Here is a 17,987-nt window from a genome sequence, read left to right on the forward strand (position 1 = left end):
GTGAGCGTGCGAGCGTCGCACGCCGTAGCGCAACAATCGAGGAGGGCAATGTGACCCGCTACGTCGTTGACGAGCAGAACGCCGCGTTGATGCGGACCTGGTCGACAGGACGCGGTGATTGGGCGGCGATGGTGTCACCGCTTCCGGCTGCTGCCGGTACGCAACGCCATCAGCTCTTGGCCGCCGAGCTGACGGGCCTGTCTCATGAGCTGTGGCGGTGCTACACCCATCCACCGCACGCCGACCCGGACACAGAGGTCAATACCGAGGACTGGCGGCGTCAGCAGAACAGGGAGACGTTCAGCACGGTCATCGCCTCGGTGATCAGCCCGAACTTGCCGGACGAGAACGGAAACCTGATCGTGGAATATGACCCGGTCGGCGAAGGCGCCCACCGAGTCGGCCGAGCACTGCAGGAGATCGGCGATCGGGCAGTGCTCGATGCCGTGCGGGTGGACATCGAGGCTGAGTTGCAGGCGGTGGAAGACGCCGAGCGGGGTGAGCTGGTTGGACGGGCCGGGCAGGCGACGGTGTTGAGCCGATCCGATGCCAGCGCCGCCCAGGTCGCGGCCGCCGACGCGATCCTGCGGGAGAACCCGCTCGACGCGTGGACGGCGCTGCGGGAGCTCGAACCCACCGCGGCTGCGATAGCAGCCGCGCAGTGGTTGAAAGCCGCGGTGGAGGCGGTCGCCGGGTTCGCGCGGCTGCCGGCCCGGCGTGTCCTGGCCATCGCTGACGACGAAGACGGCACCGAGCATCGCGCGGCTGCCGGGATCCTGTCACTGCTGGATCACCTTGGCGCGTACGACATCGTGACGTATGAGGTCGCCCGTGCCCTGCAAATCGCCGAGGGCTACGTCCTTGACCTCGACGAGGAGGACAACGACGAGGGAGTCGTTGAGTTGACGGTACTTAACCCTCAGCGACCTGCCCCGGATCTCCTCGAGGAACTGCTGGACAGCATTCGCAGTTGCGGCCAGCTTTACACCCGATACTCTGAAGAGAAGTCAACGGCCGAACGGGAGCCTCAAGATTCCGCAACTTCAGACGCCCTGTTCTGCGACGCCGTACGGGCGAAGGCTGACACCCATCGGATTACCATTGCTTGACCCGTAAGAGCAGGCTCGATGTAGCCTTGAACCGTCGAACCTGGGCGCTACTGTGAGTAGCCCAGCTGGTGCCTACAGTGAATGTAGGGCGATGATCCCGCGCACCACACTGGCAGTGTGGGGGTCCTTCGACCTGAAGGTAACTGTGGGTGATGTCAACGAACCGGCGCATTTGCGGGGAGTGGCGTCCAGAATGGACGCATGAAAGCGTACGCCAGAAATGGTGGTGGCGGCAATATGGATTTTGCATCTGCCTCATGGACCACTTAACTCCGGTCAATCCTAGGACGCCTTGGAGGGTGTTCCTCGTGGCATTCGAACCGGAAATTGAATCGAATCGTCGAACCTTCTCGCGCGGTGTTCCCCACCGTGGTGGGCGGCTTGCTGACCGAGTTCGCCGTTTTCGGCTGAGTGCGTGTTTGAGATGGCTGCGGAGCGGCGATTCGGACCCAGCCGCGCTCCTATTGCCACCTGATGGGGCCAGGCATGGCCGACTCGGCGGCGACGACTGCCTCCTCCAAGGTGTAGAAACCTTGGGAGTCTGGCCAGAAGGGGCGTTCCCCATCGGGCCACCCCGGCCGATGCCGCACGTAGTAGAGGCGTCCGTCGGCGTTCAACTGCGGGGATTCCTCTTCTTCAAGATCATCCTCGGCCTCTCCGAGGGCGTGCCAGAAGTCGTAATCGAGCATGACCACGCGGACCGTAACAGGCACGGTGCCTGCGTACATCCACACTCCTGTCGCCACGATCGTCTCCACCTGGCGAGCGTACGCAGTAACGCAACTAGGCACTTCTCAAACACGCTCTGAGCTCGAGGAACTGTTCCTGCCGACCGTGAGAACTACTGCGTTCCTGTCCGGGAAGGAACGCCTGCTGCAACAGGCGGCCGTGATCGGGTGAGGACGGCCGCGGCGTACGCAGTGCGTGGCGTTGCGAAACGTGGTCGAAGCCATGAGACCGACGTATCCGGCCCTGCCGCTGATGATGCGCCCCTACCGGGTGTCATCCCTCGATCGGCTGACGCAACCGCAGGGCCGGCGCCTCGAACGGGGAAGGCGACGTGTCGACGACACCGGCGGATTCTGTCGCGAACTCCGAGCTCACCAATGCCGTAGTCGCACCATCAACCAGAGCCCTCACCCCCGTCTGCCTTCCTGCCCACCCGAATGGCGGGCATCAACCGGACGGCGGCCGCCCTCACTCAGGACGCGTTCGCGGCTCGGATGGCGCAACCCTACGAGCAGCCCGTGACGTTCTCACTCCCGCCCAGGAGGCGCAGCGCCCCCTGGGATCTACCGGTGGAGTCCGCGGGGGAGCCCCCGACGCGGCGAACCGGTAACGTCGTGAGCCGATGACGGCCCGTCTGCGTCGTCCGACGCTGCTATCGCCAGCAGGGGAGAGTGGTCTTGCCGTACCTATGCCGAGTCACCATTTCCGGCCCTGAAGCCGACGACGGCGGCGTGTCCACGCTGATCGATGCCGTTGCCGATGCCGTCCGGAACGGATGGGAAGCACCGAGAGTTTCCGTCCACGACGACGAGTCCGACGACGAGCTTCGCGATGGCGAATCCTCCGGCGGGGACATCCTCGACTACCGCGTCCTGGGATATCCCGGCGGGGCAATCATTCTGGTGGTCCTGGACTGCGACGACTTCATGCAGGCATCAATCGTCGTTGCCGCGTTAGCCCAGCATCTCACCACCTGGAGCCCGGCTCTGCTGGAATACACTCCGATCGGGCTCGAGATCTCTCAGCTCGACAAGCCCTACGACGAAGACAACTGGCTCGCCCCGATGGCCGGCGAAGAAACCGACCCTCGGCCGCGCTGGCCACTGTCGCAATTGCTCGACGAGAACCTGCAGGGGCTGGCGGGGCAATATTTGCTGGCCGTCGCCGTCCGGGCCATGTGGAACCCTACCGAGCATGCATATGGTGACCGCGCCGAGGACGTCGTGGCCGGATCCGTCGAGCATCCTTGGGGGAACGTGCTGACGCACGCGCTCGGCGTCCTGCTCATCCGCGCTGCGCGGCTGGAGAGCCGGCGCGGCTCACCAGCCAAACTCGTCGTGCACGGCTCGGGTGACCTCGCCTTGGCAAGTGATCTTCTGCGGCGAGCGCGGGCGACCGGCAGCGACGACGAGAGTGACGGGTACACCGACGACGCGATGCGCGGCCACGTCCTCGTCGAGGACTTCATGCAGGCGCATGACCTGCAATGGAACCGGGTACCCGACGACGACCCACCCGAGGGGCCCGATGCACGCAGCAACCGTCAACTGAGAACCCTGCTGTGGGCCGGAGTCCGGGCAACGGCCACCTTGTGCGCGCCGCTCGCCGATCTGAGCGGGCCGTGGCAGGTCCTGGACGAACTCGGCGTCGACGAGATCGTTTCCCTCTTCGCCGAGCAAGAGGCAGACGACAACGAGACCGCCGCCGAAGACGACGCCGCCGAGGTTCATGTCGCCGGCGCGGCGCACGTCCTCGTCTGGCTGGCGATCCGCCACCCTGACCTGCTCGAAACCCGAGCCGCCGGGACGCTCATCACGGACGTTGCTGAGGATGCCTCTGCCTTCCACCAGATCTTCTACGCGACCATGGTGATGGCGGGCCATGAACAACTGACGGCAGCGCTGGCGCAGCAGCGGATCCCCGCCCGCCTCCGCCAGCACATCGATGCCTTCGCCGAGGCGCTGGCAGAAACCGAGGGGGAGGACTCCGACGAGGTCGGGGAAGCGTACGACGACATGCACGCCGCGCTGGAACAGATCCTCGATGACCGACCCGGGCAGGCGAAACGCATCCGGCTCCTGCTGGCCGTCACCGGGACCGCGGTACGAACAGCCGACGATGTGCGCCGCGCAGAGCAAGCCCAGGCGGCAGCATGGCGACCCGTCACCCACTACCTGCTGGTAGAACCGGCCATGCACGCGGCGACGATTCTGCACCGGGACAACGACAACGCTGCGATCCGCGCGACCATGCTCTGCCTGGCCGCGCAGGTTTCGCCGATGGCGGTGGCCGGCCTGATCGCAGAGTTTCCCGGACTGGCCGGAGACGACCCTCGGCTGGAACCGGCCGCACGTACCAGAGCCGCCGGTTGGGTGCAGAAAGCCCTGCAGCTCGCACAGGATCACGGCAACCCTCGAGAGGTCCTCGGCGACGCCACCGGACCGGCTGCTGACGCGCAGACGGTGCTCAACGCCGTCTCGGCGCGTGAGGAACTACCACCTGAGTGGCCCGTTCACCGGCTCGTCTCCGCGGCTGCCTATGCGGCGGCCGCGATCTTGCACGCGATCGACGCTGACGACCGAGCCGACGAGGTCTTCGCCGAAGGCTGACCTGCGTCGGCGGGGGACAGCGTGCCGGGCCGTGAGGTGGCTGCTCTTACTGGTGATGGCCGCCGTGGGATGCGGACACCGGGAGGCCGGAGTCGTCGGCGGCCTGCAGCGTTGCGGTGGCTGGCAAGGCGATCAACGCTGCCGCGGCGATGAGGCAGGCGAGTGCGGTGGCGGCGAACACGCCGCCGTAGCCGTGCGTCGCGCCGTGCAGCCAGGCGGCGGCGAGCGGGGCGGCGGCTTTGGCGATGGTGCTTGGGACGACGACGAGACCGGCGATGGTGGCGTAGCGGCGGGTGTCGTAGCGGTCGGCAAGTAGGGCCGGTTTGGCGATGGTCGCCACGCCGAAGCCCAGCCCGAACCCGGTCACGGCGATGACCGCGGCCACCGTGTTGCGGCCCAGCACCGGCAGCGTGGCTGCGGCGATGCCTTGAACGGCGAAGATCGCGGCGACGATCGAGGTGGTCCGGTAGCGGTGTTGCAGGCCGGTGGTGACCAGCCGGCCGGTGACCGACAGGACGCCGAACAGGCCGGCGACGGTGGCGGCGAAGACCGCTGGGTGCCCCCAGGCGGTGAGCGCGGCCACCAGGTGCACGGTCACGACGGCGACAGCGGCGGTGTTGGCCGTGAAGCTGACCGTCAGCAGCCAGAAGCCGGGGTCGGTGACGACGGTGCGTACCGGTATTGGCGGGGCCGTGGCCGGTGGTTGCTGCCGTTGCGGGGCTTGGCGTACTGCGATCGCGTGCAGCGGCACGGTGAGCACGGCGTGGATGGCGGCGAGGATCAGCAGGGTGCCGCGCCAGCCGTAGTGCTCGACGAGCCGGCCGGTCAGTGGCAGGAAGATGGTCGGCGACCTCCTCGAGGGTGAAGCCGAGCCGCTGCGCCGCCTTGATCACAGGGCGACGGTGTCGGGCGGGAACAGCCGGTGCCCGCCGTTCGACCGGTGTGGTTCGGTCAGCCAGTCCGCGGCGCTCGTAATAGCGCAGAGTCTGGATGTTGACGCCGGCCCGTTCCGCCACCTCCCCGGTACGCAAGCCGGGCCGTTCCACACTCATCGCTTCGTCTCCGGGAGGCCGACGACGGCGGCGAGCGTCCCGGCGGCCTCGGCGGGCATGCGAATCTCAAGGCGCAGGCCGGTACCGTCGACCACCAGGGTGTAGCTGCCGAACGAGCAGCACCGGTACTCGGCGGCGGCCAGCCGGCCCAGCGTGCCCGCGAGGTCGACGTCGAACGGGAACCGCAGCGCCACCCCGTCGGCCGTGTCCGGCAGTGGAGCGCGGTGCTCGACGCGGCCGAGGACCTGCTGCCACACGCTGATCCGGTCGCGTACCTCGCCGCCATCAGCGACCAGATCACAGGCCAGCCCCGCCTCGCCGGTGCCTTCGTCGTGCGGGAACTGGTAGGTCGTGCCAGCAACGGCCAGCGCCGTAATACACCCGCAGTCATCCCCGCACGGCCCGTCATGCGCTGCGACGGTCAGCGCGGCCGACACCGCCTGCAACCGGGCCGCGTCCTCGGATAGTGACGCGCTCTCGCCGATCTTTTCCGCCCAGCCGGTGGTTCCCGGTCCGGCCTCGACAGCCTGCCGGTTTCGGACGGCGACGTCGGCCTGCACCTGGTCGAGCCGGGCCGTGACCGCGGCGGCCAGGTGCCGCCGTGTGCCGGCGCAATCCCCGTCACGCCAGACAGCGGCCAGCGCGCCAAGGGTGTCCGTGTCGAGGCCGAGGTCTTCTGCGCCGGCCAGTATCCGCACGATGTCCACCTCGGCGGGCGGGTAGCCGGGCCGGTCGCCGTCACGGCGGGCCGGCGGCAGCAGCCCGACCTCGGCGTACTGCCGCAGCCGCGGCACGGGCACCCCGGACCGGGCGGCCAGGTCGGCGAGGTCCACCAATTCGCCGGTCACGACGTCGCCCCGCCCGAGACCGCGCCCGCGCGCTCGGCCAGGGACGCGAGCACGTCCGCGTACGCGGCGGGGACCTCGATGTCGAGCAGCACGGCTTCGCCGCCGGTCGCCGGCTGCGGGGTGGTGGTGAAGGTGAAGAACGAGCAGCATTCGGCCTCACGCGCGGTCAGTTCCCGCACCCGATCCGCCAGCCCGGCCGGGCCGGTCAGGTACATGCGGGCGTGGGTGACGCTGACCCGGTCGACTCGGCGCACAGCGGCGGCGAACAGATCGTCGAACTCAGCCAGCCGCAGCGGCCGCTCGGCGGTGGGCAGCGTGCACGCCTCAGGAGGCTCAGCAGCTTGTTCGTACGGACCCAGGCGCACACGGCCCTGACCCGGTGGGGCAAGCAAAACTTGGTCTCGTCGCTCTACGTGGATGACAACTTCAGCCCAGGTTCCTAGGACGCCGTAAGGTGGTGTGGCGAGGGCAGGGTGATCGACGGAGCCGATGATTTGTCTGGGCCGGTGACCTGTACGGGCCTACTCGGCCTCGGCCGTCAACGACGACTCCGCAGCCTCGACAGCCAAGGCGTAGCCCTGAGCGCGAGTAGCGGGTTCTGTACCGTCAAGCATGACGGGGACCAGCGATCGGGTGATGGCGACCAGGGCCTTCCCGCAGGTCAGGCGTAACGCTGCAGGGGACGAGCACGAGCTGGAACATCGGCCAATGCGGCGCATGGGCGGCTGGCCGCGCAACTACCACCTCACGACGTCAGCCGGTGCGTCGCGCAGCTGCCAGGCGAGCAGCTGGGCCGTCTGGTCAAAGCCGGTCGCCGACGTGTTTCGTTTCCGGACGACATGCTGTTGCGGGTAGCCGCAGTTCGAGACGGGACAGGTGTTGTTCGTCGCCGTAGGGGAGCAGGTGGCCGTAGATGTCGAAGGTGGTTTTGATGGAGGCGTGCCCGAGTCGTTGCTGGATGGCGTAGAAGTCCCAGGCGGCGTCGATCAGGAACGCGACGTGTGAGTGTCGTAGGTCGTGGAATCGTGGCCGCTGGTAGAGGTAGGTGGCGCAGTCGCAGGTTGATGTTCCGGTCTTGTGTCTGCGGTCTGGAGGCGGCGGCGATGGATGGTCTGGGCATTGCTGTGCCGCGTGGATTGCGGGATACCAGAAGCGGGAGCGCAGGTTGTTGGCGTTCCATGGGCCGCGGTTCGGGGCGGAGAACACCAGATCGCTTCGACGCCGCCGGCGGATCAGCTGTTCGAACAGTTCGGCGAGGCCGTCCGTCAGCCTGATCGAGCGTCGGGAGGCCGCCGTCTTCGGGGTGTCGAAGTGCCCGTCGTTGTGCAGGGTCTGCTCGACGTGCACGACCGGACCCGGCCCGCCGAGCCGTACTGCCCCACGCGCAGGGCGAGTAGTTCTCCGAGGCGCATTCCCGTGCCCAACGCGGCCTGGATGAGGCCGCGGATCTTCTCGGGGCAGGCGTCGAGCAGGATCTGGGCTTCTTCGATGGTCAGGAAGCACGCCTGGTACGGCGTGAGCCGGGGTAGACCGTTGCCGCGGTGTCCCTGCGGCCGGTCGAGGGGATTGTCGGGGCGGTAGTGCGGCACGGCGTCGCGCATCACCATGCTCAGCACGGCCCAGTGCTTGTGGACACTGGCTGCCGCCAGGTCCTTCGCGAGGCTGGCCTTCCACGGGTCGAGGTGCTCGAACCGGGAGATCAGGTCGACGGGCAGGTGGCCCAGGTCGCCGATCACCCGATGGTTGAGCAACCGCGTGTACTCGGCGTGCGTGGACGCCGCCACGTCGATCTTGAGGGTGAGCCACCGGTCGATCCAGTCGCGCAGGGTCGGCGTCATGGACGGCGGGAGGGCAGACGGCGGCATGATGAGCCTGGGGTCGAGGGCGGCGTACACCTCGCTGCTGGTGATCCGGTGATGCCGGGACTCGGCGAGCGTCTTCGCGGCCAGCGCCATCTCCATTGACGGCCCGCGGAACGTGCAGCATTGCCGCCGGCCGGCGCGTCCGGCTTGCCAGCGCACGCAGTACGAGTTGTTTCGCAACGTGATCGCAGCCATGACAACGATGTTCTCGGGCCTTGGCCCTGGTGATGCAACCTCGGCCGGGTGTCAGCCCTCGATCGGCTGATCCGGCCTACGGGCAGTTGACGCAGAGGAAATCCGCAGCGAGGTGAAGTTCCTCCGACGGCACCGTCGTGAACGGATGCTATGGCCGCACGATCCTGCGCCGGACCATTGCCACGACCCCAGCACTCATTCGCTACGACGCGCCGGTCCGTCATAGGTCATCGCGCTCAGCCAGTCGGCCGGCCCGGTAGTCGGCCCGTCCGCCGTCTGCAGGGCAACCGGCCAGGTTGCAGCGTTAGTGACCCGTCGTGCTAACTGCCCGCCGGGCGTTTGCCTTCCCGGAGACGCTCCCGTTCCTTCTGCTTGAGCAGCCAACGTGGAAGAAGGCCGCCGTGCCGGGCGACGTGCGCGCACAGACTGCGTGGCTGGTAGCCGCCTGCGACACCGTCGCCAACCGTCGCCCAGAACGCCTTCGACGAACTCGCATGTCCGCTGCCGGTGTGCCAGGCGACTCCGGGATGCTCGGTGCGCAGCGCCCGCAGGCCCGCTGCGGCCAGACCGCCGCGCTGATATCGCTCGATGGTGTAAGGCTTGTCGACCCAGCCGATCTGGCAGTGCGGGCAGATGACGTACTCCACGACGAAGGCCTGTCCGCCGTTGAGGCTCGCTGACCTGCACCGCCACCCGAAGTACCGGCCGGAGTCGGTGTCCTGCCAGGGGCTGTTCAATCTCGGCAGTTGCCCGGTGGTGTATCGCGGGCGCCGGTCGATACGGCCCCTGCTCAGGTGATAGACCGTGGTCCAGATCGACTCGCGGGCCGGCCAACGAACGACGTGGCTCGTCGCCTGCTCGCACAGCTGTTGCAGGTGGCGTTCGAGATCAGCTTCCATGGTTGTGCTCTGCCTCCGTCAGCGTCGGCTTGGCCGCTTCACCGCCCACCCGGGCAGCAGCCCGCCGTCATGAGCGACGTGCAGGCACAGTTCCTGGGAGGCGTAGCCGCCGGGAATGCCAGCGCCGACCGCCGCCCAGAACGCCTTCGAGTCCGGCATGTGGCCGCTGGCGGCGTACCAGGCTCGTACCTTCGGATGCTCGGCGCGCAGCGCTCGGAAGCCGGCGGCTGCCAGTCCGTGCCGCTGGTAGCGCTCGTCGGTGTAGGGCCGGTCGACCCAGCCGATGGCGCAGTGCGGGCAGACGATGTACTCCACGACGAACGCCTCGTCACCGTGCAGGTTCGCCTGCCGGCACCGCCACCTGAAGTAGCGGCCGGAGTCGGTGTCCTGCCAGGGGCTATTCAACCGGGGTAACTCGCCGAGGGTGTACCGGGGCCGTTTGTCGATCCGCCCGCGGCTCAGGTGATACAGGGCGGTCCGGATCGGCGTCCGGCTCGACCAGCGGCCAACATGGGTGCTCGCCTGTTCGCGCAACTGTTTCAATGCCCGCTCGAGTTCGGCGTCCACGCTGTCCTCGTCTCCTCTTCACCCGTGAATCAGGACCCCTATTGGCGGCAAATCGGCGGCGAGAACCGCCGCGGTCTCCTGACCGCTGGCATCCGCGAAAACGATCACATCGGGTACAGACGGCGGGCCTCGGCGTCGATGATCCGTTCCTGCTCGACCCTGCCGACTTCCTCGTCGGCGAACCGCGGATCGGTCGCACTGGCCGAGGCCCGTTTCGCGGTGCTCTCATGCGCATACGCCCGGAACGACTGCCGCTTGGCGCGCAGGATGTCCTCGAGCCGCTCGTCGACCGAATCCTTGGCCAGCAGCCGGTGCACCCGCACCGTCCGCGGCTGACCCATCCGGTAGGCGCGGCGGATCGCCTGGTCCTCGGTCGACGGTTTGAGTTGCGGCTCGGCAATCACCACCACCGACGCTGCCTGAATGTTGAGACCATGGCCGATCGCGTCGATCTGCCCGATCAGCACCTGGTGCCCGTCATACGCGGTGAACCGGTCGATGGCCTCCTGCCGGCGAGCAGGCGACGTATCACCGGTCAGCACGATCTGCGCGGAGCCCGAGAGCGCGCCCGCGATCTGGTCGATGACTGCCCGGAACTGGGAAAAGACGACGACCTTCCAGCCGTCGGCCGCGGACTCGGCGACGATCTCCCGCAGCCGCACGATCTTTGCGCCCCGGGCACCGGCCTGCGGCGTGTAGGCGGCGCGCCGCATGTCCGGGAAATGCCGGCGGGCGACCGCGTCGGCATACACCCGGGCTTCGACGGAATCGAGTTCGACCCAGTCGTCGGTCTCGATCAGCCCGGGAAGTTCCTGAAGCACGTCCTCCTGGTTGCGGCGCAGGTAGACGGCGGCCACTTTCTCCCGGAACCGGATCGGGTCAACGAACTCTTTCTCGTCCGGGATCAGCCGGTCCGCCAGCCCGGGATTGACGTACCGCACCAGGTTGCGAAACTCCGTCACCTGGTTTTCCATCGGCGTGCCGGTCAGCAACAACACCCGGTCCGCGTGCCGGGTCAGAGCAGCGACGTTCTGGGACTGCCCGGTCGACGGCTTCTTGATCATGTGCGCTTCATCCACGACGAGCAGGTCGAACCGGAACCCGGCAGGAAGACTGATCGTGCTGAGCATCCGATAGGTCGTCACCGCCACACCACCGCCAGCCACCCATTCCTCCAATGCCTGCTCCCGGCCAGGCCCGTGGATCCTGGTCGCCGGTAGGCGACTGTGCGCGGCGATCTCCGCCAGCCAGTTGACCAGCACACTCGCCGGCGCCACCACCACTGCCGTCAACCTGCCCCAGCGGGCCAGGTGCGCCATCACCGCGATCGCCTCGATCGTCTTGCCCAGGCCCATCTCGTCACCCAGAATCGCGCCGTCACGCGAGAGCACGTACTGGGCGCCGAACACCTGATACGCCCGCAACCGGACCGTCAACAAGCGAACGTCCAGCGCCACCCGTTCCGCGGCTTGTGCCACCAGCTGCGGAACGTGACCGGTCTGCGCCTGCCCGACGCCGGCCTTACCGTCGACGGCCGCCAGCAGCGTCTGATAGAAGGCGGCCGCCTGGGCGAAGTCCCGCCACACCTCGGCATCCGGCGCCTGCCGCGCCTCCTGGCCGGCCGCCCGCAGCTCAGCGAACGCCGCATCCAACGCGGCGGTATCGGGACCGGACAGCAGCGCGGCGAGTTCCCGTAGCGCCTGCTGGTCGCGGGCCTTGGCTGCGTCGCCCGCGAACCAGCGCCGCCACACGCGCCCACCTCGTCTCGCCGCGGACATGGCCGGCGGCAGCACGCCGAGAAGCCGCTGCCGAGGCTCGTCGGCGGCGGCAACGATCCGCACTCCGGTGATGTGCTCCCGCAGACCCCGCAGTAGCGCGGTGTGACCAGGCGTCGGCCTGCTCGCGTCGAGCCGCACCACCGTTTGCTCGGCGACTGCCGCCTGCGCCGATACGGAAGCCTTGATGATCGCCGCCACCGATGGCGCGCCCAGCCCCGGCACCGCCTGCAGGCGGTGTTCCCCGGCGGCCAGGACGGCTCCCACTGTGCGGTAGTTGGCCGCGGCGAGCGCCTTCTGACCGTTCAGCCGTCCAGCGGAGAAGCGCCGCAGGTCGCTGATCGGCATGGTGTCGAGCCGCTGCTGCACCAGCGCCGCGCGCAGCTGGCCATACTGCTGCCGCAGTTCGGCCGTCAGCCGGTCCGGGACGCCACCGAGGTGCTGCGCGTCGCGGTACAACCCTTGCGCATCGACGATCAGCCGCCGCGCTTCGCGACGGCTGAAGAACGCCGTGACGTCTGGGGATTCGGCTGTGTTCATGCGCCGCTCCGCTTCAGTAACGCCGCCGGGACGTGCCCGGGGTCAATCGGCCTCGACCCTCTTCACTGGAGCACTGCTGTCATCGTGCCGAGGACGGCGGCGGGGCGTCCCCGGGTGCACGGCGCGGCGGCTCGGTCTTCACCACCGGCGAAGCCAGCACGCGCAGCCCACCCAGCGGTCGAGATCGTCGTCGGACAGTGGCATTTCAGCTCATGGTCCGCCGCGAGCATGCGGCCGTCGCCCAGCGACATTCGCTGCGTCTGAGCTAGAAGGATCGGACCGGCCTGAGGGTACGACACCCTGCACACGGTAGCCAATTGCTCTCATGGGGTGAAGTGAGTGAATGGACGGCCGCCACGGCTGCGGGCCTTCGGTGCGACGTGCCTGATCGGTTGAAGTGAGGCGAGTCAAGCATTACGTCGGGAATTGGACATAACCTCACCCCTGAGTGCTCGCATGAATACGCTCCGCTGAGTTCTTCGTGTGCGGAGGTGCGCCCTGCCCGACTGGCGCGACGATGTCTGCGCCGCAGTCGAAGCCTGGATCAAGGCCGACGGCGGCGATACCGGCGAACAACGACCACGCCCCGGCCGCCCGCATCTCACCAAGGTCGGGCCCGCGCGCCCGGAACCCGACCTCGGCTGGTACGCCGTCGACCTACGTAACACCAGCTTCAACCCAGACCGCGCCGAAGGACTACGCCTGGCCGGCCGTACCCCGCCACAGCCAGGTCAGGGACACGTACCCCTGGACATCGTCTTCGACGGTCGACGGCTACGAGTCAGGGTCGCGGAGTTCGTCAAACTGGACGACGCCTACCTTTGGCAGCAGCGCCAGCCGGCGACCTACCTGCTGACTCAACTACGCGACGGCCTACGCACTATCGGCGACTCCGGCCTGGCCCATAACCTCGTCGCCGGCCGGCTCGCCGCCGCTCCCTCCGAAGAAATTGACCTTGCCGGATTCACGCCCGCGCAACGCGAGGCCTACGCCTCCTGCCTCACCCCCGGCGTACGGCTGGTCTGGGGGCCACCCGGAACCGGAAAGACCCGCGTACTCAGCGAAGCCATCAGCGCCCTGACTGCCGCAGGCCGGCGGGTCCTGCTCGTTTCCGCCACGAACGTCGCGGTCGACAACGCCCTGACCGGCGTCCTGCGCCACCGCCGCCACCAGCCAGGCCAAATCCTCCGCGTCGGACCACCGCACCTCCGCGAGATCGCCACCGACCCCGACATATCGCTGACCAACCTGGTCCGCGCCCGACTCACCGAAGTCGAACAGCGCCGCGACCATCTCACCCGGCAGCTTCTGGTTCTGCGGCGCCGTGCCGACGACCTCGCCACGGCAACAGCCGCACTCGCGGGCTTCGACCCCGCCGAGCACGCCCGGCAGCGCACCCTGATCGAGACGACCGACCAGATCCCTCAACTCACCGAAGCCGTGCACCAGGCTGCCCAACAACACCAGCGCGGCCAAGCTGCTCTGGCCCACGCGGACGACCTGGTCGGCGCCGCGCAAGCAGCGGTCACCGAAACCCACGAAACCATCCAGTGCCTCGGCCGCATCGCCGACCTGCGCCGCGAATGGGCGGCGACCCAGGCCGCCGCCGACCAGATCAGCGTGACCGCCATGACCGCCCGCGCGGAAGCCGACCGCATCACCGCCGAACTGCATGCGGCTCAGGCTGGTTCCAAGCTGCAACGCTGGCGCAACCGGCACACGATCGCCGCCCTCGAAGACCGCGAGCGTACCCAACTCGCCGACGCGCACGCTGCCGAGCGCCGCGACCAGCAAAACCGCGAACTACTCAACCGTGTCCACGCCACGATCACCGCCCAGATCACCCAATTGAAGGCCCGGGTGCGCTACACAGACGAGCAGATCGGCCAGCGGCATGCCGCCCTCGAAAAGGCGCAGACATACCGCAGCACCACCGCCGGCCGGCTCGCGCGGCTGGACGAACGCCTGAAAGCCTCCCGAGCCGAGCTGGCAGCTGCTGAAGCCACACCACGCCCCAGCGACGCAGACCGCGTCGCCGTCGAACGTGCCACCCGCGACGACCTACCCGGCCGGCACGCGCAGCTGGTCGTCATGCGCGCCGAGGCCGCCGGCGCGGACACCCAGCGGCAGCGCCTCGAACAACAGCACGCCGAGGTCCAAGAGGAATTCGAACGCCTAAGCCGCGACGCCGAAGCAGCCCTCATCAAACAGGCCACCGTGATCGCCACCACCCTTGCCCGCCTGCGCACACGCAAAGCCCTCATCGAAGGCCCCTACGACGTGGTCCTCATCGACGAAGTCAGCGCCGCGACCATCCCCGAAATCCTGCTCGCGGTCTCCCTGGCCCACACCACCGCCGTCCTGCTGGGCGACTTCCTGCAACTCGGCGCCGTGATCACCGGCCCCATCAACGACAACAAAGACCCACAGATACGCCGCTGGCTATTTCGGGACATCTTCGCCCTCTGCGGCATCACCATCGCCGCCGACGCCCGCGCCCACCCCGGCTGCACCACCCTCGACGTCCAGCACCGATTCGGGCCACAGATCATGGGCCTGGCCAACACCGTCGCCTACGACGGCCAGCTCACCGCCGGCGCCAGAATTCGCGACCACGATGCCGACGACCCGGAAATCGTCCTGATCGACACCGACGACATCGACGACCTCGCCGAGGTCAGAGCCGCCGGGCCGAAGTCGGGTTGGTGGCCCATCGGAGTGCTCACCGCCCGCGTCCTCGCCGACTACCACCACACGCGCGACGAAGACCTCGGAGTCATCACCCCCTACAAGCTCCAGGCGGAAACAACCCTCGAAGCGTTCCGCGACCTCGAACACGGCGGCAACAACCCGACCGACGTCGGCACCGCCCACCGATTCCAAGGACGCGAATTCTCCATCGTCGTGTTCGACCTCGTCGAAGACGGCATCACACCACGATGGATGGCCGCCGCAGGCCCGAACCAGGGAGCCTTCGGACGAGAAGGCCTACGCCTGTTCACCGTCGCGATCACCCGCGCCCGACACCGCCTCTACCTGATCGGCAGCCGCAACGCCATCATCGGCGCAGCACCCGGCACCGCACTCGCCGCAGTGGCAGCACTCGAGAAGATACGCACCATCCCCGCCCGGCAGCTGATCGGCCTTCCCCCCGCCCCCAACGACAAACGCACATCAGCCGGCCTCGGCACGGTCGGCCAAGAACTCGCCGAGATTCTCGCCCAGCACGTACGCATCACCGCGATCCACGACGAACGCGAGTTCTACGCGAACTACACCACCCACCTAAGCTCCGCGAAGCAAACCCTCTGGCTGTGGGCGCCCTGGACCGGCAAGCGACTCGAAAGGGTGCTACCTGCGCTCAGCGCCGCGGCAACGCTCGGGGTGAAGATCGTCGTCTTCGTTCGCGACCCCAGCGATGACCTCCAAGGCCGAACATCACTTCAGCAGCAACTCAAAGCGCTACGAGCGGTAGTACCGACCGTGGTGGAGGTCTACAAGCTTCACCAGAAGATCGTCGTCATCGACGAACGACTGGTCCTGCTCGGCAGCCTCAACACCCTGTCCTGGCGCGACACCCGCGAAGTCATGCTCGTCATGGAAGGCGAATACTTCGCCCGAAAACTGCTTAAACACGAACAAGCCCACGCGATGGCCCGACCACCACGATGCGGCCAATGCGGCGCGACCACGATCGCGCTGCGCCGCACCGTCCGACAAGGCTGGTACTGGCGCTGCTACGCACCCACCGGCGACACCGGAGGCGACGGAGAACCGACGCCCTGCGGATGGACGACGCCGATGGAGAAGAGCCGAGACCCCCGGTAGCTGAGCTCGGCATCCGGCTCGGACGAAGCGCAACGCGGGTTCAGGTGGCGGCTGGGCGCGCCTGTTCGGCCAGTATGAGCGCGGCGAGATCGCGGCCAGCCTCGGCGAGGTCGATGGGCTGGCCGGCGAGACCGGTGGTGAGGGCATCGACCGGGTAGCGGGCCAGAACGTGATGGCGGGCAAGGTAGATAACGACCGCCGTCACCGGAAAGCCGCTGAGCGGTGCGAGCAGCGCGTACGTGAGCACCTGGTCGATCAAATCGTGGAACTGGCACGTGTCGTCGAGATGACCGGTCTTGAGTTCGACGAGGGTCGTGCCCGCCAGCAGGTCGGCGACCCGTAGCCCGCCGAGCAAGGCGAGCCCGGCGGTCACGCAACCATAGCCCAGCAGCGCGGCACGGAAGCCGCCCGAATAGCTGGCCCAGAACTGCCGGAACGCCGGCCTGGCCGCGTGTATAGCCCCGACGTGGATCGCGATGGTCTCGCGGTGACGCAGCGGAACCCGCAGCGCCCGGCAGCCCTCATCTGGGGTCCCCGGACGTAGCTGCCGCAGGACGTAGTCAAGATCGGTGAGCAGGCTACCGACCGTGAACAGCCGGGCTCCGGTGACGCCTCGACCGGTTCTCCTCCAGGAAAGCTCCGGTGCTTCCTGTAGCGAGTGGTATCCGGCGATGGTCAGCAACTTGTGGCGCGCGGGCTCAGGCAGGTTGGCAAACAGCTGTGGGTACGGCGGCGCGTCGCACAGGTCGAGGGCGAGGGTCCGCTCGACCGCGAGACCGAAGTGCCGCGGATCAGGCGGGCAGGCGGTGATCGGATGAGGGGCACGGCCGATGCGCTGACGCAGATCCGCGACCAGCTCTCCGCGGTGCGGGAAGCGGCCGGTCAGCCAGAGCTTCGATGCCGGCGGTTCGGGACTTGGACGGAATGCGAACGAGACCATCGGTTGACTCCTCGGATGATGGGCATGCCGCCGCCGAGGCATCCGCCTGGCAGTAACGGGCATGCCCACGGATGGGCGAGCGGAAGCGAACAGCCGGCTCAGCAGCGCGTAGGTCGCATCAGAATGAGGAGTGCCGCAGACGGGGTCTCAGCCCATCGGCATCACTGGCCGATCGTTGGGCTCCGCAACATCAAGCGGCAGATCGCTACTACAGTGGTCGGTCACGAGCCGACGTCCGCACCCGACGGTACGCGGCTGCAACCGTGTGATGCAAGGAAGAACCCTGACCCCGCGCACCGGGCGCCCGCACGGCGCCCGCTGAGGCTTCCCTCTACTCGAATCGGGCGGTCGTAGAGCGCATCCTCCGCCCTGAAACCGCCAACACCATCGGCGGCTACCTGGTCATTACGCCGTGCTCACCAAACCTCGAGATCTCGCCTCGACGAGTCCTGGGCGTACTTCGTCAACTGGCTACTCGCCGGCCCGTGGGGCCGCGGACCTGCGCAACGAATTCTTCACGGCCTACCGCCCATGGTCGCCGCCTACGCCGCCCTGGTCCTGCGCGCCGTGTCGTTGCCGACCATCGCCGCCGGCCCGGTCAGTACCGGCCGCCAGGAACACCAAGCCAACACCGGGAGCGCGGCGAACTGATCGTGCTGGTCACCTCACCAAATACCAGATTCGTTCGATCACGGGCTTCTGCGCCGAGCGCGTCGCCTGGCACATGCACAGCGAATCCGGCGCCGCAACAACACCCAGACCCAGCACAGTACCCTCGAGCGCCGGGATCGAGCGGCGCCCCGATATCGGCGAATTCCGGTCGTCAGCCATTCCGGTGAACGAACGGCCCTTGATTTCGCTGGCCTCGCGATCCTGCGTAGTCTGCCGACGAGGCGTTGCGGACGCCTGAGGCTTCAGCCACGGCCACCCGGCGGCCGCCAGGCACCCGAAGCAAACGCTCTGCGCGGCGTACCGCCCGACCACCGCACTGCCCTTGCCCAACCCATGTCGATCTGCACGCGTGCCGGGTACGC

General features: G+C 68.0%; 14 protein-coding genes and 1 pseudogene. 3 read left to right on the forward strand and 12 right to left on the reverse strand.

Going from position 1 to position 17,987, the window contains the following annotated elements; genetic code table 11:
- Positions 1-50 precede the first annotated feature (50 nt).
- A complete protein-coding gene (locus ACMCNN_RS10595; protein ID WP_412746003.1) occupies positions 51-1,109 on the forward strand; it encodes a hypothetical protein in 1,059 nt (352 codons plus the stop codon).
- A 461-nt stretch (positions 1,110-1,570) separates the two neighbouring features.
- On the opposite strand, the gene ACMCNN_RS10600 is transcribed toward ACMCNN_RS10595, so the two are convergent.
- On the reverse strand, positions 1,571-1,867 hold the full coding sequence (locus ACMCNN_RS10600) for a hypothetical protein (RefSeq protein WP_412746004.1): 297 nt from the start codon (positions 1,865-1,867) through the stop codon (positions 1,571-1,573).
- Between the two features lie 702 nt (positions 1,868-2,569).
- Between ACMCNN_RS10600 and ACMCNN_RS10605 the strand changes: the two genes are divergently transcribed.
- Positions 2,570-4,447 (forward strand): hypothetical protein, encoded by a 1,878-nt coding sequence (locus ACMCNN_RS10605; protein WP_412746005.1) that lies wholly within the window; start codon positions 2,570-2,572, stop codon positions 4,445-4,447.
- Between the two features lie 46 nt (positions 4,448-4,493).
- On the opposite strand, the gene ACMCNN_RS10610 is transcribed toward ACMCNN_RS10605, so the two are convergent.
- From ACMCNN_RS10610 to ACMCNN_RS10650, 9 genes and pseudogenes are all read right to left on the reverse strand, one after another.
- Positions 4,494-5,288, reverse strand: a complete 795-nt coding sequence (locus tag ACMCNN_RS10610) for an MFS transporter (protein WP_412747131.1) — start codon at positions 5,286-5,288, stop codon at positions 4,494-4,496.
- Positions 5,289-5,403: 115 nt separating this feature from the next.
- Positions 5,404-5,499, reverse strand: a pseudogene (locus ACMCNN_RS10615) (MerR family DNA-binding transcriptional regulator); the annotation flags it as partial.
- A complete protein-coding gene (locus ACMCNN_RS10620) occupies positions 5,496-6,347 on the reverse strand; it encodes a MerR family transcriptional regulator (protein WP_412746006.1) in 852 nt (283 codons plus the stop codon). The gene ACMCNN_RS10620 and the pseudogene ACMCNN_RS10615, both read right to left, overlap by 4 nt.
- Complete coding sequence (locus ACMCNN_RS10625; protein ID WP_412746007.1) at positions 6,344-6,712, reverse strand: hypothetical protein; 369 nt, start codon at positions 6,710-6,712, stop codon at positions 6,344-6,346. The genes ACMCNN_RS10620 and ACMCNN_RS10625 overlap by 4 nt, the downstream gene beginning before the upstream one ends.
- A gap of 436 nt (positions 6,713-7,148) precedes the next feature.
- Positions 7,149-7,694 (reverse strand): tyrosine-type recombinase/integrase, encoded by a 546-nt coding sequence (locus ACMCNN_RS10630; RefSeq protein ID WP_412746008.1) that lies wholly within the window; start codon positions 7,692-7,694, stop codon positions 7,149-7,151.
- Positions 7,613-8,404, reverse strand: coding sequence for a tyrosine-type recombinase/integrase (locus ACMCNN_RS10635; RefSeq protein WP_412746009.1), 792 nt, complete (start codon positions 8,402-8,404; stop codon positions 7,613-7,615). The genes ACMCNN_RS10630 and ACMCNN_RS10635 overlap by 82 nt, the downstream gene beginning before the upstream one ends.
- A gap of 320 nt (positions 8,405-8,724) precedes the next feature.
- On the reverse strand, positions 8,725-9,303 hold the full coding sequence (locus tag ACMCNN_RS10640) for a hypothetical protein (protein ID WP_412746010.1): 579 nt from the start codon (positions 9,301-9,303) through the stop codon (positions 8,725-8,727).
- Positions 9,304-9,321: 18 nt separating this feature from the next.
- A complete protein-coding gene (locus tag ACMCNN_RS10645; protein ID WP_412746011.1) occupies positions 9,322-9,870 on the reverse strand; it encodes a hypothetical protein in 549 nt (182 codons plus the stop codon).
- A gap of 104 nt (positions 9,871-9,974) precedes the next feature.
- Entirely contained in the window at positions 9,975-12,185 is a 2,211-nt protein-coding gene (locus tag ACMCNN_RS10650) for a DEAD/DEAH box helicase (protein ID WP_412746012.1), read from the reverse strand.
- Positions 12,186-12,668: 483 nt separating this feature from the next.
- Here ACMCNN_RS10650 and ACMCNN_RS10655 point away from each other — a divergent pair, with 483 nt between their 5' ends.
- Positions 12,669-16,013, forward strand: coding sequence for an AAA domain-containing protein (locus ACMCNN_RS10655; protein WP_412746013.1), 3,345 nt, complete (start codon positions 12,669-12,671; stop codon positions 16,011-16,013).
- A 40-nt stretch (positions 16,014-16,053) separates the two neighbouring features.
- Here the strand turns inward: ACMCNN_RS10655 and ACMCNN_RS10660 are convergent, their stop codons facing one another.
- On the reverse strand, positions 16,054-16,953 hold the full coding sequence (locus tag ACMCNN_RS10660; protein ID WP_412746014.1) for a hypothetical protein: 900 nt from the start codon (positions 16,951-16,953) through the stop codon (positions 16,054-16,056).
- A 660-nt stretch (positions 16,954-17,613) separates the two neighbouring features.
- The gene (locus tag ACMCNN_RS10665) at positions 17,614-17,955 is read right to left on the reverse strand and encodes a hypothetical protein (RefSeq protein ID WP_412746015.1); all 342 of its coding nucleotides are present in this window, start codon (positions 17,953-17,955) and stop codon (positions 17,614-17,616) included.
- Between the last annotated feature and the right edge of the window lie 32 nt (positions 17,956-17,987).

This window comes from Krasilnikovia sp. MM14-A1004 (assembly GCF_047159485.1).
In the GTDB taxonomy this organism is placed as follows: Bacteria; Actinomycetota; Actinomycetes; order Mycobacteriales; family Micromonosporaceae; genus Actinoplanes.